General features: G+C 69.2%; 17 protein-coding genes and 4 tRNA genes. 9 read left to right on the top strand and 12 right to left on the bottom strand.

Annotation, left to right across the window (positions count from 1 at the left end; translation table 11 throughout):
* Nucleotides 1–7: 7 nt before the first annotated feature.
* Nucleotides 8–859 carry a pyridoxal kinase PdxY gene (gene pdxY, locus J2Y46_RS14015; RefSeq protein ID WP_310243149.1) on the top strand — a complete coding sequence of 284 codons (852 nt, stop codon included), beginning with the start codon at nt 8–10 and terminating at the stop codon, nt 857–859.
* 47 nt (nt 860–906) lie between these two features.
* Here the strand turns inward: pdxY and J2Y46_RS14010 are convergent, their stop codons facing one another.
* From J2Y46_RS14010 to J2Y46_RS14000, 3 genes are all read right to left on the bottom strand, one after another.
* Complete coding sequence (locus J2Y46_RS14010; protein WP_310243555.1) at nt 907–1470, bottom strand: HIT domain-containing protein; 564 nt, start codon at nt 1468–1470, stop codon at nt 907–909.
* Between the two features lie 20 nt (nt 1471–1490).
* Entirely contained in the window at nt 1491–3485 is a 1995-nt protein-coding gene (gene thrS / locus J2Y46_RS14005) for a threonine--tRNA ligase (RefSeq protein WP_245619666.1), read from the bottom strand.
* A 319-nt stretch (nt 3486–3804) separates the two neighbouring features.
* Entirely contained in the window at nt 3805–4464 is a 660-nt protein-coding gene (locus J2Y46_RS14000; RefSeq protein WP_310243146.1) for a DNA alkylation repair protein, read from the bottom strand.
* Nucleotides 4465–4505: 41 nt separating this feature from the next.
* Here J2Y46_RS14000 and J2Y46_RS13995 point away from each other — a divergent pair, with 41 nt between their 5' ends.
* The gene (locus J2Y46_RS13995; RefSeq protein WP_045302560.1) at nt 4506–4718 is read left to right on the top strand and encodes a KTSC domain-containing protein; all 213 of its coding nucleotides are present in this window, start codon (nt 4506–4508) and stop codon (nt 4716–4718) included.
* A 41-nt stretch (nt 4719–4759) separates the two neighbouring features.
* On the opposite strand, the gene J2Y46_RS13990 is transcribed toward J2Y46_RS13995, so the two are convergent.
* From J2Y46_RS13990 to J2Y46_RS13980, 3 genes are all read right to left on the bottom strand, one after another.
* Nucleotides 4760–4834 (bottom strand) — tRNA-Val (locus J2Y46_RS13990).
* Nucleotides 4835–4858: 24 nt separating this feature from the next.
* A tRNA-Cys gene (locus J2Y46_RS13985) sits at nt 4859–4932 on the bottom strand.
* A 53-nt stretch (nt 4933–4985) separates the two neighbouring features.
* Nucleotides 4986–5058: transfer RNA gene (locus J2Y46_RS13980), tRNA-Gly, on the bottom strand.
* A 155-nt stretch (nt 5059–5213) separates the two neighbouring features.
* On the opposite strand from J2Y46_RS13980, the gene J2Y46_RS13975 reads away from it, so the two are divergent.
* Nucleotides 5214–5289, top strand: a tRNA-Val gene (locus J2Y46_RS13975).
* 41 nt (nt 5290–5330) lie between these two features.
* Here J2Y46_RS13975 and J2Y46_RS13970 read toward each other — a convergent pair.
* The 3 genes from J2Y46_RS13970 to zapE form a co-directional block, all read right to left on the bottom strand.
* The gene (locus J2Y46_RS13970; protein ID WP_310243143.1) at nt 5331–5852 is read right to left on the bottom strand and encodes a type II toxin-antitoxin system PemK/MazF family toxin; all 522 of its coding nucleotides are present in this window, start codon (nt 5850–5852) and stop codon (nt 5331–5333) included.
* Nucleotides 5853–5942: 90 nt separating this feature from the next.
* Complete coding sequence (locus tag J2Y46_RS13965) at nt 5943–7211, bottom strand: ammonium transporter (protein WP_045302562.1); 1269 nt, start codon at nt 7209–7211, stop codon at nt 5943–5945.
* 179 nt (nt 7212–7390) lie between these two features.
* A complete protein-coding gene (gene zapE, locus J2Y46_RS13960; RefSeq protein ID WP_310243139.1) occupies nt 7391–8419 on the bottom strand; it encodes a cell division protein ZapE in 1029 nt (342 codons plus the stop codon).
* 172 nt (nt 8420–8591) lie between these two features.
* Here zapE and J2Y46_RS13955 point away from each other — a divergent pair, with 172 nt between their 5' ends.
* Complete coding sequence (locus J2Y46_RS13955; RefSeq protein ID WP_045302566.1) at nt 8592–9497, top strand: sulfurtransferase; 906 nt, start codon at nt 8592–8594, stop codon at nt 9495–9497.
* Nucleotides 9498–9531: 34 nt separating this feature from the next.
* Nucleotides 9532–9972: a SufE family protein gene (locus J2Y46_RS13950; protein ID WP_045302912.1), complete on the top strand. Its 441-nt coding sequence runs from the start codon at nt 9532–9534 to the stop codon at nt 9970–9972.
* Nucleotides 9973–9985: 13 nt separating this feature from the next.
* On the opposite strand, the gene J2Y46_RS13945 is transcribed toward J2Y46_RS13950, so the two are convergent.
* Entirely contained in the window at nt 9986–11239 is a 1254-nt protein-coding gene (locus J2Y46_RS13945) for a S9 family peptidase (protein ID WP_045302568.1), read from the bottom strand.
* A 25-nt stretch (nt 11240–11264) separates the two neighbouring features.
* Here J2Y46_RS13945 and J2Y46_RS13940 point away from each other — a divergent pair, with 25 nt between their 5' ends.
* The 4 genes from J2Y46_RS13940 (at nt 11265) to J2Y46_RS13925 (ending at nt 16477) form a co-directional block, all read left to right on the top strand.
* Nucleotides 11265–11855: a DUF3000 domain-containing protein gene (locus J2Y46_RS13940; protein ID WP_045302571.1), complete on the top strand. Its 591-nt coding sequence runs from the start codon at nt 11265–11267 to the stop codon at nt 11853–11855.
* Nucleotides 11848–13047, top strand: a complete 1200-nt coding sequence (locus J2Y46_RS13935) for a ribonuclease D (RefSeq protein WP_045302573.1) — start codon at nt 11848–11850, stop codon at nt 13045–13047. Before J2Y46_RS13940 ends, J2Y46_RS13935 begins: the two co-directional genes overlap by 8 nt.
* Before the next feature lie 72 nt (nt 13048–13119).
* Nucleotides 13120–14325 (top strand): thiolase family protein, encoded by a 1206-nt coding sequence (locus J2Y46_RS13930; RefSeq protein ID WP_310243132.1) that lies wholly within the window; start codon nt 13120–13122, stop codon nt 14323–14325.
* A 7-nt stretch (nt 14326–14332) separates the two neighbouring features.
* A complete protein-coding gene (locus J2Y46_RS13925) occupies nt 14333–16477 on the top strand; it encodes a 3-hydroxyacyl-CoA dehydrogenase NAD-binding domain-containing protein (RefSeq protein ID WP_310243130.1) in 2145 nt (714 codons plus the stop codon).
* A gap of 99 nt (nt 16478–16576) precedes the next feature.
* Here J2Y46_RS13925 and dxs read toward each other — a convergent pair whose 3' ends face one another.
* Nucleotides 16577–18529 carry a 1-deoxy-D-xylulose-5-phosphate synthase gene (gene dxs, locus J2Y46_RS13920; RefSeq protein WP_045302577.1) on the bottom strand — a complete coding sequence of 651 codons (1953 nt, stop codon included), beginning with the start codon at nt 18527–18529 and terminating at the stop codon, nt 16577–16579.
* Nucleotides 18530–18681: 152 nt separating this feature from the next.
* On the bottom strand, nt 18682–21510 hold the full coding sequence (gene acnA, locus J2Y46_RS13915) for an aconitate hydratase AcnA (RefSeq protein WP_310243127.1): 2829 nt from the start codon (nt 21508–21510) through the stop codon (nt 18682–18684).
* Nucleotides 21511–21634 lie beyond the last annotated feature (124 nt).

Raw genomic sequence — 21634 nt, 5'->3', positions numbered from 1 at the left:
TCGAGCGGTGAAGATCCTCTCGATCCAGTCAGCCGTCGCCTACGGTCATGTCGGCAACTCGGCCGCCGTCTTCCCGCTGCAGCGCATCGGCGTCGAGGTCATGCCGGTGTACACGGTGAACTTCTCGAACCACACCGGCTACGGCGCGTGGCGAGGCCCCCTCATCAGCCCCGACGACGTGCGCGACGTCATCGCCGGCATCGAGGAGCGCGGCGTGTTCCCGCAGGTCGACGTGATCCTCTCGGGCTACCAGGGCGGCGAGGGCATCGCCGACGTCATCCTCGACACCGTCGCCCGCGTCAAGCAGGCCAACCCCGAGGCGATCTACGCGTGCGACCCGGTGATGGGCAACGCCAAGTCGGGCTGCTTCGTCGCCCCGGCGATCCCCGTGCTGCTGCGCGACCGCGTCGTGCCCGCCGCAGACATCATCACGCCGAACCAGTTCGAGCTCGGCTTCCTGACCGAGACCGACCCGGCCGACCTCGAGACCACGCTCGCCTCCGCCGACCTCGCGCGCGCGACAGGCCCGAGCACGGTCCTCGTCACGAGCGTCGAGCGCCCGGACCGGCCCGAGGGGACGATCGAGATGCTCGCGGTCACCGACGACGGCGCCTGGATCGTGCAGACCCCGCACATCCCGATGAAGGCCAACGGCTCGGGCGACGTCACTGCGGCGCTCTTCACGGCGCACTACCGCCGCACCGGCGACGCGGCCGACGCCCTCGCGCGCACGACGTCGAGCGTCTACGACCTGCTGGAGCGCACGCACGCGTCCGGCGAGCGCGAGCTGCAGCTCGTCGAGTCGCAGGAGGCATACGCGAACCCGCGCCTGCAGTTCGAGGTCACCCAGGTCCGCTGACGGCCGCAGGAGACGGATGCCGCGGTCCACGGCATCCGTCCCCTCCGTCAGGCGTTCCAGGCGTCGAAGACCACCCGGCGGACGTCGCCGAGGAGCTGCGGCAGCGCCTTCGTCTTCGCGATGATCGGGAAGAAGTTCGCGTCGGATCCCCAGCGCGGCACGATGTGCTGGTGCAGGTGCTCGTCGACTCCGGCGCCGGCCACGTGGCCCTGGTTCATGCCGATGTTGAAGCCGTCGCAGCGCGACACCTGACGAAGCACCCGCATGCCCTGCTGGGTGAGCTCGCCGATCTCGGCGACCTGCTCATCGGTCGCCTGGTCGTATGTGGCGATGTGACGATAGGGGCAGACCAGCAGGTGGCCCGAGTTGTACGGGAACAGGTTCAGCAGGGCGTACGACGTGCGCCCGCGGAAGACGATGAGCCCGTCCTCGTCGGACTTGCGCGGCGCCTCGCAGAACGGGCACTCCTTGCGCAGCACCTCGGGTCCGGCCTGGATGTACGCCATGCGGTGCGGCGTCCAGAGCCGCTGGAACTCGTCGGGGACCCCGGGAAGCGTCGCGGCGTCGACGAGCGCCGAGTCGGCGGCATCCGCATCCGGAGCGCCGCCGATCCCGGGCTCGTCGACAGGAGTCACGCGAAGTCCTCCGCCGTGTTGACCAGCGCGTGGGAGGCGATCGCCTCGCGGACCCGGCGGACGGCGTCGGCGATCGGCACGCCGTTCTCCTGCGAGCCGTCGCGGAAGCGGAACGACACGGTGCCGCCGGCCTGGTCCTGCGCACCCGCGATGAGCTGGAGCGGCACCTTCTGCGTGGTGTGCGTGCGGATCTTCTTCTGCATGCGGTCGTCGGAGTGATCGAGCTCCGCGCGGACGCCCTCCGCCTTCAGCTGGTCGATGACCTCGCCGAGGTAGTCCGCGAAGTCCTCTGCGACGGGGATGCCGACGACCTGGACGGGCGACAGCCACACCGGGAAGGCGCCGGCGTAGTGCTCGAGCAGGATCGCGAAGAACCGCTCGATCGAGCCGAAGAGCGCACGGTGGATCATGATGGGCCGCTTCTTCTGGCCGTCGCGGTCCGTGTACTCGAGTTCGAACCGCTCGGGCAGGTTCGGGTCGACCTGCACGGTCGACAGCTGCCACGTGCGGCCGATCGCGTCGCGCGTCTTGAGGTCGATCTTGGGGCCGTAGAACGCGGCCTCGCCGGGCACCTCGGTGAGCTTGAGACCGCTCGCGACCGCGACGTTGCGCAGCGCATTGGTCGAGTAGTCCCAGAACTCCTCCGAGCCGATCCACTTGTCCTTCTCGTCGTCGCGCATCGACAGCTCGAGCTCGAAGTCGTCGAGGCCGAAGTCGCGCAGCATCGAGATGACGAACTCGAGGACTCGGGTCGCCTCCTCCTCCAGCTGCTCGGGGGTGACGAACAGGTGCGAGTCGTCCTGCGTGAAGCCGCGCACGCGGGTGAGGCCGTGCAGCGCGCCCGACAGCTCGTTGCGGTACACCGTGCCGTTCTCGGCGAGACGCATCGGCAGGTCGCGGTAGCTGCGCGCGCGCTCCTTGTAGATCAGGATGTGCATCGGGCAGTTCATCGGCTTCAGGTAGTAGTCCTGGCCGTGCTTGGTGATCTCGCCGTGCTCGTCGCGCTCCTCGTCCATCACGATGGGCGGGAACATGCCCTCCTTGTACGTGACGAGGTGGTTCGAGGTGAGGAACAGGTCCTCCTTCGAGATGTGCGGGGTGTACACGTACGTGTAGCCGCCTGCGATGTGGCGACGGCGCGCGTGCTGTTCCATCTCCCCGCGGACGACCCCGCCGCGAGGGTGCCACACCGACAGGCCGGAGCCGATCTCGTCAGGGAACGAGAAGAGGTCGAGGTCCTTGCCGAGCTTGCGGTGGTCGCGCTTGGCGGCCTCCTCGAGGCGGCTCTGGTAGGCGCGCAGCTCATCCTTGGTCGGCCACGCGGTGCCGTAGATGCGCTGGAGCTGGGGGTTCTTCTCGCTGCCGCGCCAGTACGCGCCGGCGATGCGCTGCAGCGCCCAGCCGTTGCCGATCATGCGGGTGTTCGGCAGGTGCGGCCCGCGGCACAGGTCCTTCCAGACCGTCTGGCCGTCGCGGTCGACGTTGTCGTAGATCGTGAGCTCTCCGGCGCCGACCTCGACGGAGGCGCCCTCGGTCTTGTCGGCTCCCCCGCCCTTGAGGCCGATCAGCTCGAGCTTGAACGGCTCGTCCACGAGCTCGACCCGCGCCTCCTCCTCGCTGACGACACGGCGGACGAAGCGCTGACCCTCGCGGATGATGCGTGCCATCTCCTTGTCGATGGCTTTGAGGTCTTCGGGGGTGAACGGGTGCTCCACGCCGAAGTCGTAGTAGAAGCCGTCGGTGATGGGCGGGCCGATGCCGAGGTCGGCCTGCGGGTTGATGCGCTGGACGGCCTGGGCGAGGACGTGAGCGGTGGAGTGGCGCAGGATCGCGAGGCCGTCGGGGCTGTCGATGGTGACGGGCTCGACGGCATCCGTCTCCTCCACCACCGTCGCGAGGTCTTTCAGCTCGCCGTTCACGCGAAGTGCGACCACGGAGCGGTCTGGGAACAGGGCGAAGCCGTCGGCGGGATAGGGCACAGCGTCAGTCACGGAAACTCTCCTGGGAATGGCTCGGATTCAAGGCTACTCAGCTTCGGGCGCACGACGCGCCCTGCCCGCTCAGGCGCCGAGCGTTCGCTTGTCGGTCGTGTGTGCCGTTGCGGCGGTCGACCAGACGAGTTCCACGCGACGAGTCTAGCCAGTGGTTCTCGCGGGCCGGGCATCAGTGCGCATGTGGCACGTTTGGTGCGGCGACGCGAGCTGCAACCCGGCGACCTTCGCGCGCGGTTCGGGGCTCGCGGCTTCACACCGCGCCGGGCAGGTCGTGCCCATCCGGGGGAAGGGCGGACGGAACGCGTGAGCACCGACGTCAGAGGTGTTTGAGCGCCTCGCGGCGTGACAGCGGGCTCAGCGCGTGCTCGTCGACGTACCGCCGGACCCATTCGGGCGCGACGCGCCCGTACTCGCGCAGCGCCCACCCGATCGCCTTGCGGAGGAAGAACTCCGGGTCGGCGAGGTTCGGCTCGATCGTGTCGGCCAGCAGGTCCGGATCGAGACGGATGCCTCGGCCCAGCTGCGACAGGATCGCGATGCGCCGGATCCACAGGTCGTCATCGTGCGCCCAGGCACGCACCAGGACGGCGGTCGCGGCGGGGCGGGCGTCGTGCAGCTCGGCGAGACGGTGCGCGAGCTCATCCGTGAAGTCCCACCACCGTCCCGTCCGCACCATGTGCTCGACGAGCGGCACGAGCGCCAGGTCGCCACGCAGCGGGGGCAGCGCGAGCAGCGCGAGGGCGGCGTACCGCTCTTCGCGGTGGCCGGCGGCGTCCCACAGCTCGAGTGACGCCGCGCGCAGGGTCGCAGCATCCGTCCCCTTCGCCGCCCGCTTCGCGACGAGCCGCGCGTCCGGGACGCGCACGCCGAGGAAGGGCATGGGCGACTTCATGTACGCCTGCTGCCCCGGCGCGCGATCGGGGTCGGCCACCGCCCGCAGATCGGCGCGGATGCGCGCAGCGAGGTCGTCGGTCACGCCGACCACGGTAGCGCGGCCCCTGCGCGTAGCCTGAAGCCGTGCGACGACACCGTCTGGATTCCGCGGCGATAGCGTCGGCGGGTTATGACGCCGACACCGCCGTGCTCGAGCTCGAATTCACGTCGGGCGACGTGTACCGCTACTTCGCGGTGCCGCCGTCGGTGCACCGGGCGCTCCGCGACGCCGACAGCGCCGGCAGGTTCTTCCGGGAGCGGATCAGGGACGTGTACCCGTCGGAGCACCTCCACTGAACGGCGCAAACGAAAACCCCCGCCGGAGCGGGGGTTTCAGGTGGTGCGCGATACTGGGATCGAACCAGTGACCTCTTCCGTGTCAGGGAAGCGCGCTACCGCTGCGCCAATCGCGCCCGTACAGGGCTATTCAGTTCGAGTGGAGGTGGCGACGGGATTCGAACCCGTGTAAACGGCTTTGCAGGCCGGTGCCTAGCCGCTCGGCCACGCCACCGCGTGTGGTTTGACCCCACGTGCCGTGATCTCCGAGAGAGATCCCTGCACTCGAGCGGATGACGAGACTCGAACTCGCGACCCTCACCTTGGCAAGGTGATGCGCTACCAACTGCGCTACATCCGCATTTCGTTTCCGGGCTGTTCACCCGGGCACTTGAAAGACTCTAACCGATCCTGAGCGTCCTGCAAAACCGAGTGCACCCCGCGCGTGTCTCGCCGATGTGGTTCGAGGCAGGCTCCGGCATCCGGTAAGGTTGTTACTCGTCCCCCTCGGGGAACGGGCGATTGGCGCAGTTGGTAGCGCGCTTCCTTCACACGGAAGAGGTCATCAGTTCGAGTCTGGTATCGCCCACCACCACAGAAGACCCGGTCACGCAGTGATCGGGTCTTCTTGCGTCAGGTTCCGACGTCCCAGCCGTAGCGGCGGTGGAGGGCGTCGGCCACGCGCACGAACCGGTTCAGATCGAGAGCGGATGCCTCGCGCCGCATGCCGTCGTGATGCACGCTGTAGAGCTGCTCGATGTCGATCCACGACGGCCGGCCCTGAGCGTCCCATTCCCCCGTGCCCAGCGCGAGGAAGTCCCGGTCGTCGTCATGCGGCTTGCTGGTGAGCCTGACCGCGTACACGCGGTCGGCGCTCTGGCGTGCGATCACGAGCAGCGGCCGGTCCTTCCCGCGGCCGTCGTTCTCGGCGTACGGCACCCACGTCCAGATGATCTCGCCGGCATCCGGGTCGCCGTCGTGATCGGGAGCGTAGGTGATCCGCAGCGCTCCCCTGCCGGGAGGCGCGACCTCCACGGTCGCCGTCGGCCCGCTGCGGCCCTCCTCGGGCCCTGGCGCGCTCGTCGACGGCCCGGCCCCCCGGTGGGGCCGGAAGATGCCGCTCAGGATGCCTCGCAGCCCGGTTCCCTGTGTCACATCGTCACCCTAGCCAACGTGCGAGCGCGGCGAAGGGGCGCCGCGGTGGGGGGGGAACCGCGACGCCCCTTCGAGAGGTGACTTGATCCGTCAGGCGCGGGCGCCCTCGAGCACGTAGCCCTCCTCGCCGTGGACGACGGTGTCGATGCCGGCGACCTCATCCTCGTTCTTGACGCGGAAGCCGACCGTCTTCTCGATCGCGAAGCCGATGACGTAGGCGAGCACGAACGAGTACACCAGCACGGCGACGGCGGCGATCGCCTGCACCATCAGCTGCGTGCCGTTGCCGCTGTAGATGAGGCCGGTCTCGTTCGCGAAGAAGCCGAGGTAGAGCGTTCCGAGGAGGCCGCCGACGAGGTGGATGCCCACGACGTCGAGGGAGTCGTCGAAGCCCCACTTGTACTTGAGCTCGATCGCGAGGGCGCAGACGGCACCGGCGATGAGGCCGAGCACGATGGCCCAGATCGGGGTGAGCGACGCGCATGCGGGGGTGATCGCGACGAGGCCCGCCACGGCGCCCGAGGCGGCGCCGACGGAGGTGGGCTTGCCGTCCTTGATCTTCTCGACGACGAGCCATGCGAGCAGGGCCGCCGCGGGAGCCGCGATGGTGTTCACGAACGCGACCGCGGCGGTGCCGTCGGCGGCGAGCTCGGATCCGGCGTTGAAGCCGAACCAGCCGAACCACAGCAGACCCGCGCCGAGGAGCACGAACGGCGGGTTGTGCGGGACGTGGACGCCCTTCTGGAAGCCGACGCGCTTGCCGAGCACGAGCGCGAGCGCGAGGGCTGCGGCACCGGCGTTGATGTGCACCGCGGTACCACCGGCGAAGTCGATCGCGCCGACGCCGAACCACTCCTGCATGCCGTACGTGATCCAGCCGCCGTAAGCGAAGCTGCCGTCGTCGGCGAGACCGAAGTTGAACACCCAGCTGGCGACGGGGAAGTAGACGATCGTCGCCCAGATGGCGGCGAAGATCATCCACGAGCCGAACTTCGCGCGGTCGGCGATGGCGCCCGAGACGAGCGCGACGGTGATGATGGCGAACGTGGCCTGGAAGGCGACGAACGCGAGCGGCGGGTAGGCGGCGCCCTCGGGAACCTCGAGCAGGCTCTCGAGTCCGATGGCCGACCAGTCGATCGACCACGGCGCGACGAGGCCGTCAGAGCCGGGGAAGGCGATCGCGTAGCCGTAGACGACCCAGAGGACGCCGATCAGGCCCATGGCGCCGAAGCTCAGCATCATCATGCTGATGACGCTCTTGGCCTTGACCAGGCCGCCGTAGAAGAAAGCGAGTCCTGGCGTCATCAACAGGACGAGTGCTGCCGCTATCAGGATGAATGCGGTGTTGCCTTGATCCATCTCGAAGAGAACCTCTCTGCAGGGACGCAGGTGTAGCGTCGGGTTCCCTCAGTGTGTCGATGCTCCGTTTCCGGAGCGGGATGACCCGTGTTTCCCCTTCGTTACGCGAGGCGTGCGCACGTAAACATCGTGTTTCGGCGCGCCGAACGGCGGCCGTGCGTCTTCGTCGAACCGGCCGTTCAGGCCAGCGTCGACGCCACCAGGCGCGAGACGGCGCGGAGGTACTTCTTGCGGTACCCGCCGGCCAGCATCTCCTCGGGGAAGACGAGGTCGAGCGACGTGCCCGTCGCGCGGATGGGCAGCTGGGCGTCATAGACGCGGTCGATGAAAGCGACGAACCGCAGTGCCGCCGACTGATCGGTGAACGCCGCCACATCGCGCAGCCCCACGAGCGACAGGTCCTCGATGAGGCGGATGTAACGGGACGGGTGCACGTGCGCGAGGTGGGAGACAAGCGCGTCGAACGTGTCGTCCGACGCGAGGCCGGTCGCCGCGGCATCCGCGATCGCCGCCTCGTACTGCGGCGCATCGAGCACGACGGCGTGCCCGTCGACCGCGCGGTGGCGGAAGTCGGTGCCGTCGATGCGGATCGTCTGGAAGCTCGACGCCATCGCGTGGATCTCGCGGAGGAAGTCCTGCGCGGCGAAGCGCCCCTCGCCGAGGGCATTGGGAGGGGTGTTGGATGTCGCGGCCAGCCGCGTCCCCGAAGCCACGAGCTCGGCGAGCAGGCGTGTCATGACCATCGTGTCGCCCGGATCGTCGAGCTCGAACTCGTCTATGCAGAGCAGGTCGGAGCCACGGAAGAGCTCGACGGTGTTCTGGTAGCCGAGCGCGCCGACGAGCGCGGTGTACTCGATGAACGTGCCGAAGTACTTCCGGCGCGCAGGCATCGCGTGGTAGACGGACGCGAGCAGGTGGGTCTTGCCGACGCCGAAGCCGCCGTCGAGGTAGACGCCCGGCTTCAGCTCCGGGCGCTTCGCGCGCCGGAACAGCCCGCCCTTGACCGGCGCGGCGGCACCCGAGAAGGCCTGGAGCAGATCCTTCGCGCCCTGCTGCGACGGATAGGCGGGGTCGGCGCGGTACGTGTCGAACGTCGCGTCGGCGAACTGGGGCGGCGGGACCAGCGCGGCGACCATCTCGGCGCCGGCGAGCTGCGGAGCACGCTCCGCGAGGTGGACGACGCCGGTGCGGGTGGCGGAGACGGTCATGCGGATCCTGTGTCGGAGTCTTACAGAGGGGCTGTGCTGCCCCGCCCGGGAATCTAGGGTCGGAGGCGACGGTTCAACCCTAACCGTCAGCCGTGCGCGCCTGTCCCTCGCTTGACGCCGGATGACGGGTGCCCGCGCCCTCGCCCTCGCCCCCCCCGATCCAGGAGATGCCATGACCGTCGAGACCGACACCTCGTCCGAGAAGTTCGCCGAGTACTCCGAGCCCGCGCGGCTCGTGACGGGCGAGTGGCTCCAGGCGCACCTCGGCGAGCCGGGCCTCGTCGTGGTCGAGTCGGATGAGGACGTGCTGCTGTACGAGACCGGTCACATCCCCGGCGCCGTCAAGGTGGACTGGCACACCGAGCTCAACGACCCCGTCGTGCGCGACTACGTCGACGGCGAGGGCTTCGCCGAACTCCTCAGCCGCAAGGGCATCTCGCGCGACGACACCGTCGTCATCTACGGAGACAAGAACAACTGGTGGGCCGCCTACGCGCTGTGGGTCTTCTCGCTGTTCGGGCACCATGACGTGCGTCTCCTGGACGGCGGACGCGACAAGTGGATCGCCGAGGGGCGGCCGATCACGACGGATGCCTCGACCCCGGCACCGACCGACTACCCGGTCGTCGAGCGCGACGACTCCGTGCTGCGCGCCTACAAGGACGACGTGCTCGCGCACCTCGGCAACGGCCCGCTCATCGACGTCCGCTCCCCCGAGGAGTACGACGGCTCCCGCACGTCGGCGCCGGCGTACCCCGAGGAAGGTGCGCTGCGCGGCGGGCACATCCCGTCGGCGCAGAGCGTGCCGTGGGCGCGCGCGGTCGGCGAGGACGGCGGCTTCAAGCCCCGCGCCGAGCTGGATGCGATCTACCGCGGTGAGGTCGGGCTCGAGGACGGCGACGCGATCGTCGCGTACTGCCGCATCGGCGAACGGTCGAGCCACACGTGGTTCGTGCTGAAGCACCTCCTCGGCTTCGAGGACGTACGCAACTACGACGGCTCGTGGACCGAGTGGGGAAGCGCCGTGCGCGTGCCGATCGTGGCCGGTGCGGAGCCGGGCGAAGCGCCCGCACGCTGAGCCGCAGCATCCACCCCATGGGAAAATGGTGGCGATGACCGAAATCGCCCTGCCCGACCGACTCGCCGAGATCCGGGACGAGTTCCTCGAGCTGCCCGAGCCCGACCGGCTGCAGCTGCTGCTCGAGTACTCGTACGAGCTCCCGCCGGTGCCCGTGGAGTACGAGGGGCACCCCGAGCTGTACGAGCGCGTGGTCGAGTGCCAGTCCCCCGTCTTCATCGTCGTCGACGTCGATGCCGACGGGGCCGTCGCGATGCACGCGACCGCTCCCCCGGAAGCGCCGACGACCCGCGGCTTCGCGAGCATCCTGGCGCAGGGCATCACCGGCCTCACGGCCGCCGAGGTGCTCGCGGTGCCCGGCGACTTCCCCCAGACGCTGGGACTGACCCGTGTGGTGTCGCCGCTGCGCCTGTCCGGCATGACGGGGATGCTCCTGCGCGCCCAGCGTCAGGTGCGCGCCAAGTCGGGCGCCTGACCCCGACCGCTCGTCAGTCCGCGACGATCCCGTGGGCGGTGAGCCAGGTGCCGATGGATGCGCTCCAGCGCTCCTGGTCGTAGTTCCAGAGCTTCGTGTGCCGCGCCACCTCGAACACCTGCATCTCGACCAGATCCGGACGGGCGGCGACCAGGTCGTGCGACGCGTCCGACGGCACGAATCCGTCGTCGTCGCTGTGGAGGATGAGGATCGGATGCCTGAGCTCCGCCGCCCGCGCGACCACGTCGAGCTGATCGAGACGGATGGCCGCGCCGGTGCGGGTCAGCGGCGACGCCCACTCGGCCTGCAGCGCCTCGATCGCGAGGCGGCTGACCGCCCCGGGGACGCGCTCCGCCTTGGCCTGGTAGTCGAGCACGACCCGCCAGTCGACGACCGGAGACTCGAGGATGAGGCCCGCGATGGAGTCGCCGTGCGCCGAGTTGAGGGCGAGCTGCAGCGCGATCGCGCCGCCCATCGACCACCCCATGACGATGATCCGGCGCGCGCCGCGACGCCGTGCGAACCCGACAGCCGCGTCGACGTCGCGCCACTCCGTGGCACCCAGCGCATACGTGCCGTTGCGGCTGCGAGGCGCCTCGCCGTCGTTGCGGTACGACACGACCAGCGATGTGATGCCGAGGCCGTGGAACACCGGCACCGCCCGCAGGCACTCGGCGCGCGTCGTGCCGCGCCCGTGCACCTGGATGACCCACGTGTCGCCCTCGCCTGCCGGGAACAGCCATGCCGGGCACGGCCCGACCGTGGAGCCGATGAGCTCGGGGGTGAACGGCAGGTGCAGCTGCTCGGGGTGGTCGTAGTACCAGCCGCTGAACGCCGCCTCGGGGGCGAGGCGCGCGTCGGCGGAGACGTGCGTCAGCAGTTTTCGCTTGACGCTCGAGGCGTCCTCCGAGAGCACCGATCCGAGCTTGATGTAGTCGGACGTGCCGCTCGTGAAGAGGCCATAGCGCCCGGGGAGCTCGGTGTCGGCCGTGCGCGACAGTGTGATCGTCTGCGCGGCGGTGTCCAGCGCCAGGATCCGCGTGTCGGCCTGTCGGCGCGCCGGGGTCACGACCTTCCGCGCCATCACGACGGAGCCCGCCGCGAGCGCGCCCAGCACAGCGGCCAGGGCCACGCTCAGCACCGTGAGCGCGGCCTTCACACCGGCGACGAGGGCGGGCGTCCTGCGCCCGCGGCGAGGAGGGAGAGCCTTCGGCCCTCCCGGGTAACTGCGTGCGCCGTCCCATGCGGCGCGCCTGGAGGCGACCATCGAGGCATCACTCTAGTCTGTCCGGGTGACTGAGCAGCGTCCTCCGGCGGCACCGGGCTCTTTCGAGCAGGCCGCCGAGGCGGTGCGGGCGATCTCCTTCCGCGACGACCTCACCGTCCGCGAGATCGCCGCGCCGCAGGGTCTCGCTCCGAACGCGTTCGCCATCGCGGGTGACGTCCGCCCCGAACCCGACGCCACGGACTCGCCATACGGCACCGGCCGGCTGGTTCTCATGCACGACCCGGAGGAGCCCGCGCCGTGGAACGGGCCGTGGCGGATCGTGTGCTTCGCGCAGGCTCCCCTCGAGCCTGAGATCGGCGTCGATCCGCTGCTCGCAGACGTCGCGTGGACGTGGCTGACCGACGCGCTCGAGTCACGAGGTGCGGGCTTCCATTCGGCATCCGGCACAGCGACCAAGACCCTCTCCAAGGGGTTCGGCGCACTGGCCGCGGAGGGTGACGGCGCGCAGATAGAACTGCGCGCATCGTGGTCTCCGGAAGGCGCGATCGTTCCGCACGTGGAAGCATGGGCGGAGTTGGTATGCATGCTGGCCGGGCTTCCGCCCGGCTCGGAAGGGATCGCGATGCTCGGTTCGCACAGGTCGCCACGTGGCTGATTACGACGTGATCGACGAGGTCTCGCGCGTCGGAGAGGTCGCGCGACGACTGGTCGACGGGGAGGGTCCCGTCGCCGTCGACGTCGAGCGCGCGTCGGGTTTCCGCTACTCGCAGCGGGCGTACCTGGTGCAGGTGTACCGGCGCGGTGCGGGCGTGTTCCTCTTCGATCCCCCGCCGATCGGCGACTTCCGTGCCCTCCAGGACGCCATCGGCGGCGAGGAATGGGTGCTGCACGCCGCGAGTCAGGACCTGCCGTCGCTGCGCGAGATCGGCCTCGAACCGGCTTCCATCTTCGACACCGAGCTCGCCGCCCGCCTCCTCGGTCATGAGCGGGTGGGCCTCGGCGCGGTCGTGGAGGACACACTGGGCATCACACTCGCGAAGGCCCACTCCGCGTCGGACTGGTCGACGCGGCCGCTGCCCCAGTCCTGGCTCGAGTACGCGGCGCTCGACGTCGAACACCTCGTCGATGTGCGCGACAAGCTCGCCGCAGAGCTCGTGGAGCAGGGCAAGACCGAGTTCGCCGCGGAGGAGTTCCGTGCCGTGCTCGAGCGCGAGCCCAAGCCGCCGCGCGAGGAGCCGTGGCGCCGCCTCTCAGGTCTGCACACGGTGCGCGGCCGCAAGGCGCTGGCCGTGGCCCGTGAACTGTGGACCGCCCGTGAGGAGTACGCGAGGGAGGAGGATGTCGCGCCCGGCCGCCTCGTCCCCGATCGTGCACTGGTGGCCGCCGTGCTCGCCGATCCCAAGTCGAAGAGCGCCCTGGCCGCCGTCAAGGACTTCACCGGCCGAGCGAGCCGGTCGCAGCTGGACCGCTGGTGGGCGGCGATCGAGAACGGACGCGCCGTCACGCAGCTGCCGCTGGAACGCGCCGCCGGAGGCGACACGCTGCCGCCGCCGCGGGCCTGGGTGGATCGCAACCCCGAGGCCGATGCCCGTCTCAAGGCGGCTCGCCCCGTCGTGGAGCGGCGGGCGGAGGAGCTCCACATGCCGACCGAGAACCTCCTCACGCCCGAGCTGCTGCGGCGCGTCGCCTGGGCTCCCCCGCAGCCGCTGACCGCGGCATCCATCGGCGAAGCACTGGCCGCGTTGGGCGCACGACCCTGGCAGATTGCGCAGACCTCACAGGTGATCGCCGATGCCTTTGTGGATTCCGTGCAAGCAGTCGCGGAGGCGTCGGAAACGGCTTCGTAGGTTTCCCCCACCCGATTCCGACCGCTCCACGCGCCCTCCTAGGCTGGCGACATCCCTACTTTTGGAGGCAGAGTGGCCGAGATTTCGGACGTCTTCTTCGTCGATGGCATGCGGACCCCGTTCGGGCGTGCCGGCGAGAAAGGCATGTACTGGAACACCCGCGCGGACGACCTCGCCGTCAAGGCGACGATCGGGCTCATGGAGCGCAATCCGGGCGTTCCCAAGGACCGCATCGACGATGTCGCCATAGCCGCGACCAGTCAGACCGGTGACCAGGGGCTGACCCTCGGCCGCAGTGTCGCGATCCTCGCCGGGCTCCCACAGACCGTCCCGGGCTTCGCGATCGACCGTATGTGTGCGGGCGCCATGACGAGCGTCACGACGATGGCGGGCTCCATCGGCGTCGGGATGTACGACGTCGCCCTCGCCGGCGGCGTCGAGCACATGGGGCACCATCCCATCGGCGGCAACGCCGACCCCAACCCGCGCTTCGTCGCCGAGAAGATGGTCGACCCCGGCGCGCTCAACATGGGCGTCACCGCCGAGCGCATCTTCGACCGGTTCCCGCACCTCACGAAGGAGCGCTCGGACCGCTACGGCATGCTCAGCCAGCACAAGGCGCAGGCCGCCTACGACAACGGCAAGATCCAGCCCGATCTGGTGTCGATCGCGACCAAGGACGCCGACGGTTCGTGGGGCCTGGCCACCGAGGACGAGGGCCGGCGCCCGCAGACCACGATGGAAGACCTGGCGGCGCTGAAGACGCCGTTCCGCCCGCACGGCCGCGTGACGGCCGGCACGTCATCGCCCCTCACCGACGGCGCGACGATGTCGCTGCTCGCCGGCGGCGGAGCGGTGAAGGAGCTGGGCCTGAAGCCGAAGATGAAGCTCGTCTCGTTCGCGTTCGCCGGCGTGCAGCCCGAGATCATGGGCATCGGCCCGATCCCGTCGACCGAGAAGGCCCTCAAGAAGGCCGGACTCACGATCGACGACATCGGTCTGTTCGAGCTGAACGAGGCCTTCGCGATCCAGGTCATCTCGCTGCTGGACCACTTCGGCATCGCCGACGACGACCCCCGCGTCAACCAGTGGGGCGGCGCCATCGCGCTCGGCCACCCGCTCGCCGCCTCCGGCGTGCGTCTGATGATCCAGCTCGCGGCCCAGTTCGCCGAGCGTCCCGACGTCCGCTACGGCCTCACCGCGATGTGCGTGGGCCTCGGCCAGGGCGGCTCGGTCATCTGGGAGAACCCCCACTTCGACGGCAAGAAGCGGAAGTGATCGAGCAATGACGAACTACGACGACATCGACTTCTCCCCCATCCTCGCCGTCACCGAAGGCGAGGTGATCACGCACTCGCGGGTGCGCGACATCCGACTGCGCTCCGGCAAGGTGCTGGCGCTGGTCACGCTCGACAACGGTCGCGACCACACCCGCCCGAACACGCTGGGCCCCGCGACGATGTTCCAGCTCGGCGAGACGCTCGACGCCCTCAAGGCGCGGGCGGCGGCCGGCGAGATCCAGGCGGTCGGCATCACCGGCAAGCAGTACATCCTCGCGGCGGGCGCCGACCTCAGCGACATCAGCAAGGTCGGTTCGAAGGACAACGCCCGCATGGTGGCGCAGCTCGGCCACAAGGTGTTCGGTCAGCTCTCCGAGCTGGGTGTGCCCACGTTCGCCTTCGTCAACGGGCTCGCGCTCGGCGGCGGTCTCGAGATCGCGCTCAACAGCACGTACCGGACGGTGGATGCCTCGGCCGCGGCGATCGCGCTTCCCGAGGTGTTCCTCGGCATCATCCCCGGCTGGGGCGGTGCCTACCTGCTGCCCAACCTCATCGGCATCGAGAACGCGCTCGAGGTCGTGATCTCGAACCCGCTGAAGCAGAACCGCATGCTGAAGCCGCAGCAGGCATTCGACTACGGCATCGTCGACGCGATCTTCCCGGCCGCGAACTACCTCGAGGACTCGCTGGCGTGGGCCGACGGCGTCCTCGGCGGGAAGATCAAGGTCGACCGCAAGAACGAGCCGGGCAAGATCGAGCGCCTCACCAAGTGGCCGATCGCCGTCAAGGTGGCCCGCGGCATGCTCGAGTCGAAGATCGGCACGGTGCCGAAGTCGCCGTACGTGGCGCTGGATCTCCTGGACAAGGCGCGGAACGGTTCGAAGGCCGAGGGCTTCGCACGCGAGGACGAGGCTCTCGCCGAGCTCGTCACGGGCGACCAGTTCGCCGCATCCATGTATGCCTTCGATCTGGTGCAGAAGCGCGCCAAGCGTCCTGTCGGCGCTCCCGACAAGGAGCTCGCGAAGAAGGTCACGAAGGTCGGCATCATCGGCGCCGGTCTCATGGCGAGCCAGTTCGCGCTGCTGTTCGTGCGCAAGCTGCAGGTTCCGGTGCTCATCACCGACCTCGACCAGGCACGCGTCGACAAGGGCGTGGCATACATCCACGACGAGATCGGCAAGCTCGAGGCGAAGGGCCGCCTCGACGGCGACTCCGCCAACAAGCTGCGCGCGCTGGTGATGGGCACGACCGACAAGAGTCTCTACGCCGACTGCGATTTCGTGATCGAGGCCGTGTTCGAAGAGGTCGGTGTCAAGCAGCAGGTGTTCGGTGAGATCGAGCAGATCATCGCCGAGGACGCGATCCTCGCGACCAACACCTCGTCGCTGTCCGTCGAGGAGATCGGTGCGAACCTGGCTCACCCGGAGCGGCTGGTGGGCTTCCACTTCTTCAACCCGGTGGCGGTCATGCCGCTGATCGAGATCGTGAAGACCCCCCAGACCTCGGATGCCGCACTGTCGACCGCGTTCGTCGTCGCGAAGAACCTCGGCAAGAACGCGGTGCTCACCGCCGACGCGCCCGGGTTCGTCGTGAACCGGCTGCTGGCCAAGGTCATGGGCGAGGCGGCGCGCGCCGTCTACGAAGGCACGCCGGTCGCCGAGGTCGAGAAGGCGTTCGCGCCTCTCGGGCTGCCGATGGGGCCGTTCCAGCTCATCGACCTCGTCGGCTGGAAGGTGGCCGCGCACGTGCAGGACACGATGGTGCACGCCTTCCCCGACCGCTTCTACGCGAACGAGAACTTCCACGCGCTCGCGGAGCTGCCCGAGGTCGTCGAGAAGGACAAGGGCGGCCGCGTGACCGGCTGGACCAAGGCCGCCGAGAAGACGCTCAAGCCCGCGGTGGGCTCGTCGCCGGCGTCGGCCGACGTCATCCTCCGTCGCGTGCAGGACGGCCTCGCGCAGGAGATCAAGCTCATGCTCGACGAGGGCGTGGTCCCCGAGGTCGAGGACATCGACCTCTGCCTCATCCTCGGCGCGGGCTGGCCGTTCATCGACGGCGGCGCGTCGCCCTACCTCGACCGCGAGGGCGCCTCCCAGCGCGCCTTCGGCGACACCTTCCACCACCCGGTGATCAAGGGCATCGCCGGCTGACGCCGCCAACACCGAAAGGGCGCATCCTCCTCGGAGGGTGCGCCCTTTCGCCGTATGCGGATGACCGCGGGATGCGAAGCTCGCGCGGCAGGCGTTCTCCTAGCGTCGCTCCTCGCGAGACAGGGTCGGGATCACGGGGATCTCGCGGGTGTCCGCGCCACGGGCGACGGGGATGCGGGTGCCGAGCACCTGGGCGACGACATCCTGCGCGATCTTCGCAGGCGTGAGACCTGCGTCCTCGAGGATCTGCTCGCGGCTCGCGTGATCGATGAACTCGTCGGGCACGCCCAATTCGTCGACCGCGGTGTCGACGCCCGCCTCGCGGAGCACCTGGCGCACCCGCGTGCCGATGCCGCCGACGCGGATGCCGTCCTCGATCGTGATGACGAGGCGATGGGATGCGGCGAGCGAGACGATCGACGGCTGCACCGGCACGACCCATCGCGGGTCGACGACCGTGGCGCCGATGCCCTGTGCGCGCAGGCGCTCGGCGACGTCGACCGCGGTGTGCGCCATCGGGCCGATGCCGACCAGCAGCACGTCCTGGGCGTCGGAGCGCACCAGCACGTCCACGCCGTCCTCGAGCCGTTCCAGCGCCGGGAGCTCAGGGCTCACGCCGCCCTTCGGGAAACGGATCACGGTGGGCGCGTCATCGACCGCGACCGCCTCGTGCAGCTCTTCGCGGAGGCGGGCGCCGTCCCGTGGCACGGCGATGCGGATGTGCGGGACGATCTGCAGCATCGCCAGGTCCCAGATGCCGTGGTGGCTCGGGCCGTCGGGGCCGGTCACACCGGCGCGATCGAGCACGAAGGTGACGCCCGCGCGGTGGAGGGCGACATCCATCAGCACCTGGTCGAAGGCGCGGTTCATGAACGTCGCGTAGATCGCGACGACCGGATGCAGGCCGCCGAACGCCAGACCGGCCGCGGAGGCGACGGCATGCTGCTCGGCGATGCCGACGTCGTACACCCGGTCGGGGAAGCGCTGCGCGAACGGCAGGAGCCCTGTGGGCCGCAGCATGGCGGCCGTCATCGCGATCACGTCGTCGCGCTCGTCGCCCAGGTGCACTAGCTCATCGGCGAAGACGTCGGTCCAGGCGGTGCCGCCGGCCGCGCCGAGCGCTTCGCCCGTGATCGGGTCGATCTTGCCGACGGCGTGGAACTGGTCGGCTTCGTCCTCGAGGGCGGGCGCGTAGCCGCGGCCCTTCTCGGTGATCGCGTGGACGATCACGGGGGCGCCGTACTCCTTCGCGAGCTCGAGCGTCTCCATGAGAGTCGGCAGATCGTGGCCGTCGACCGGACCGAGGTACTTGATGTCGAGGTTCGAATAGAGCGCGGCGTTGTTCGTGAACCGCGACAGGAAGCCGTGCGTGCCGCCGCGCACGCCCCGGTAGACGGCGCGCGCCGCGGGGCCCAGCTTGCGGAACAGCGTGTCGGAGCCGCGGTGGAGATTGCGGTACGACTCGGCGGTGCGGACGCGGTTGAGGTAGCGTGCCATGCCGCCGATGGTCGGGGCGTACGAGCGCCCGTTGTCGTTGACGACGATGACGAGGTTGCGGTCGTTGTCGTCGGAGATGTTGTTGAGCGCCTCCCACGTCATGCCGCCGGTGAGCGCGCCGTCGCCGACGACGGCGACCACGTGCCGGTCCTTGCGGCCGGTGCGCGTCAGTGCGCGCGAGACGCCGTCGGCCCAGCTCAGCGAGCTGGAGGCGTGGGACGACTCGACCACATCGTGCGGGCTCTCGGAGCGCTGCGGGTACCCGGCGAGGCCTTCGCGCGCGCGGAGCTTCGTGAAGTCCTGGCGCCCGGTGAGCAGCTTGTGCACGTAGGACTGATGGCCCGTGTCGAAGATCATCGGATCGTTCGGCGAGTCGAACACGCGGTGCAGTGCGATCGTGAGCTCGACGACACCGAGGTTGGGGCCCAGGTGACCGCCTGTGCGTGCGACGTTCTCGACGAGGAAGCCGCGGATCTCGTCCGCGAGCTGCTCGAGCTGATCGAGGCTCAGCGCGTCGAGGTCGCGGGGTCCGGTGATGGACGACAGCAGCGACATCCCGGCTCCTTTCCGGCCCCGTGAGGGCTCTGCAAGTCTACCCGCGGCATGAAGGGGGGACCGGATGCTGGGCCACACGCCCGAGGCACCGCGTGGCGCGAAGCGACACGTGGAGGGGCGTGGGGAGCATCCGGTCCCCCGTGAATCAGCTGTCAGACCAGCGAGCGCAGCACATACTGCAGGATGCCGCCGTTGCGGTAGTAGTCGGCCTCACCGGGCGTGTCGATGCGGACGACCGCGTCGAACTCGACCGTCTGCTTGCCCTCCGGCGAGAACTCGCTGGGCTCCGCGGTGACCTTGACGGTCTTCGGCGTGACGCCCTCGTTGAGCTGCTCGAGACCCGAGATCGAGACGATCTCGGTGCCGTCCAGACCCAGCGACTTCCAGCTCTCGCCGGCCGGGAACTGCAGCGGCACGACGCCCATTCCGATGAGGTTCGAGCGGTGGATGCGCTCGAAGCTCTCGGTGATGACCGCCTTCACGCCCAGCAGGCTCGTGCCCTTGGCCGCCCAGTCGCGCGACGAGCCTGAGCCGTACTCCTTGCCGCCGAAGATGACCAGCGGCGTGCCCGCGGCCTGGTAGTTCTGGCTGGCGTCGTAGATGAAGGACTGGGGTCCGCCGGCCTGCGTGAAGTCGCGCGTGAATCCGCCCTCGACCTCGGCGCCGTCGTTGACCTCGCGGACGAGCTGGTTCTTCAGACGGATGTTCGCGAATGTGCCGCGGATCATCACCTCGTGGTTGCCACGGCGCGAGCCGTACGAGTTGAAGTCCTTGCGGTCCACACCGTGGGCGGCCAGGTACTGACCGGCCGGGCTGTCGGCCTTGATGTTGCCGGCAGGGCTGATGTGGTCGGTCGTGACCGAGTCCAGCAGCGTCGCCATGACACGCGCGCCCGAGATGTCGCTGACCGGGGTCAGCTCCATCGTCATTCCGTCGAAGTACGGGGGCTTGCGCACGTAGGTCGAGGCCTCGTCCCACTCGAACACGTCGCCGGTCGGCGTCGGGAGGGTCCGCCACCGCTCGTCGCCCTCGAAGACGCTCGCGTACTGGTGGGTGAACATGTCCTTGTTGATCGACGAGTCGATCGTGGCCTGCACCTCGGCCGAGTCCGGCCAGATGTCGCGCAGGAACACGTCGTTGCCGTCCTGGTCGGTGCCGAGGGCGTCGACCTCGAAGTCGAAGTTCATCGAACCGGCGAGCGAGTACGCGATCACGAGCGGCGGGCTCGCGAGGTAGTTCATCTTCACGTCGGGGTTGATGCGACCCTCGAAGTTGCGGTTGCCCGACAGCACGGCGGTGACGGCGAGATCGTTCTCGTTGATCGCCGCGGAGACCTCCTCTATGAGCGGCCCGGAGTTGCCGATGCAGGTGGTGCAGCCGTACCCGACGGTGAAGAAGCCCAGGTCTTCGAGGTCCTTGGTGAGACCGGCCTTCTCGTAGTAGTCGGTGACGACCTTCGAGCCGGGCGCGAGGGTGGTCTTCACCCACGGCTTGGCCTTGAGGCCCTTCCTGACCGCGTTGCGGGCGAGGAGGCCGGCGGCGAGCATTACCGACGGGTTCGAGGTGTTGGTGCACGACGTGATCGCGGCGATCGTCACTGCGCCGTGGTCGAGCACGAACTTCTCGCCGCCCTCGAGCGTCACCGGGGTCGGCTTCGACGCCGTCGCCGGCGCGTGGCTGTGGTGGTGGTGCTCGTGGAGGCTGTACTCGTCCTCGGGCGAGTTTCCGGGCGGGTCGGACGCCGGGAACGACTCCGAGCCCTCGAGATCGACCAGATCGTGATCGACCTCGGCGTAGTTGGTGAGGTCGCTCTCGAACTGCTGCTTCGCCTGCGAGAGGATGATGCGGTCCTGCGGGCGCTTGGGGCCGGCGATCGACGGGACCACCGTCGAGAGGTCGAGCTCCATGTACTCGCTGAAGACCGGCTCGCGCGAGGCGTCGTGCCAGAGCGTCTGCTCCTTGGCGTAGGCCTCGACCAGCGCGAGCTGCTGCTCGTCGCGGCCCGTGAGGCGCAGGTAGTCGATGGTCACGCTGTCGATGGGGAACATCGCGGCGGTCGAGCCGAACTCCGGGCTCATGTTGCCGATGGTCGCGCGGTTCGCGAGCGGGACCGATGCGACGCCCTCGCCGTAGAACTCGACGAACTTGCCGACCACGCCGTGCTTGCGGAGCATGTCGGTGATGGTCAGCACGACGTCGGTCGCCGTGACGCCCGTCGGGATCGCGCCCGAGAGCTTGAAGCCCACGACCTTGGGGATGAGCATCGAGACGGGCTGGCCGAGCATGGCCGCCTCTGCCTCGATGCCGCCGACGCCCCAGCCCAGCACGCCGAGGCCGTTGACCATCGTGGTGTGCGAGTCCGTGCCGACGCACGTGTCGGGGTATGCACGGAGGACGCCGCCGACGGAGCGGTCGTAGATGACCTTCGCGAGGTGCTCGATGTTGACCTGGTGGACGATGCCCGTGCCCGGGGGGACGACCTTGAAGTCGTTGAACGCGGTCTGGCCCCAGCGGAGGAACTGGTACCGCTCGCCGTTGCGCTCGTACTCGATCTCGACGTTGCGCTCGAGGGCGTTCTCGGTGCCGAAGAGGTCCGCGATGACGGAGTGGTCGATGACCATCTCGGCGGGAGAGAGCGGGTTGATCTTGGTGGCGTCGCCACCCAGGGCGGCCACCGCCTCGCGCATGGTGGCGAGGTCCACGATGCAGGGAACGCCGGTGAAGTCCTGCATCACGACGCGAGCCGGCGTGAACTGGATCTCGGTGTTCGGCTCGGCCGCGGCATCCCACGACCCGAGCGCCTCGATCTGCTCCTTGGTGACGTTCGCGCCGTCCTCGGTGCGGAGCAGGTTCTCGAGCAGCACCTTCAGGCTGAACGGGAGCTTCTCGTAACCGGGGACGGTGTCGATGCGGAAGATCTCGTAGTCGGTGCTGCCGACCGTCAGGGTGCTCTTCGCACCGAAGCTGTCAACCGTGGACACGTCTGTCTCCTTCGTCGGCGGCGGGATCGTGCCGGAGTCCGGCATCCCCATCTTCCCCCGCTCCGGAGCCCTCGGCTAGTGAGGTCGACCTAACGGTTCGGGGGAAATTTATCTTGATGTCGAG

Source organism: Microbacterium sp. BE35, assembly GCF_031457705.1.
Lineage (GTDB): Bacteria > Actinomycetota > Actinomycetes > Actinomycetales > Microbacteriaceae > Microbacterium > Microbacterium trichothecenolyticum.
The sequence above is the reverse complement of the archived record's forward strand: the minus strand, read 5'-3'. Positions and strand labels throughout refer to the sequence as shown.

Coding starts and splice junctions, on each gene's coding strand:
- J2Y46_RS13955 (WP_045302566.1), top strand. CDS start 8,592: ATGACCGTCGAGACCGACACCTCGTCCGAGAAGTTCGCCGAGTACTCC.
- dxs (WP_045302577.1), bottom strand. CDS start 18,529: ATGTCGCTGCTGTCGTCCATCACCGGACCCCGCGACCTCGACGCGCTG.
- J2Y46_RS13925 (WP_310243130.1), top strand. CDS start 14,333: ATGACGAACTACGACGACATCGACTTCTCCCCCATCCTCGCCGTCACC.
- J2Y46_RS13965 (WP_045302562.1), bottom strand. CDS start 7,211: ATGGATCAAGGCAACACCGCATTCATCCTGATAGCGGCAGCACTCGTC.
- J2Y46_RS13950 (WP_045302912.1), top strand. CDS start 9,532: ATGACCGAAATCGCCCTGCCCGACCGACTCGCCGAGATCCGGGACGAG.
- zapE (WP_310243139.1), bottom strand. CDS start 8,419: ATGACCGTCTCCGCCACCCGCACCGGCGTCGTCCACCTCGCGGAGCGT.
- J2Y46_RS13945 (WP_045302568.1), bottom strand. CDS start 11,239: ATGGTCGCCTCCAGGCGCGCCGCATGGGACGGCGCACGCAGTTACCCG.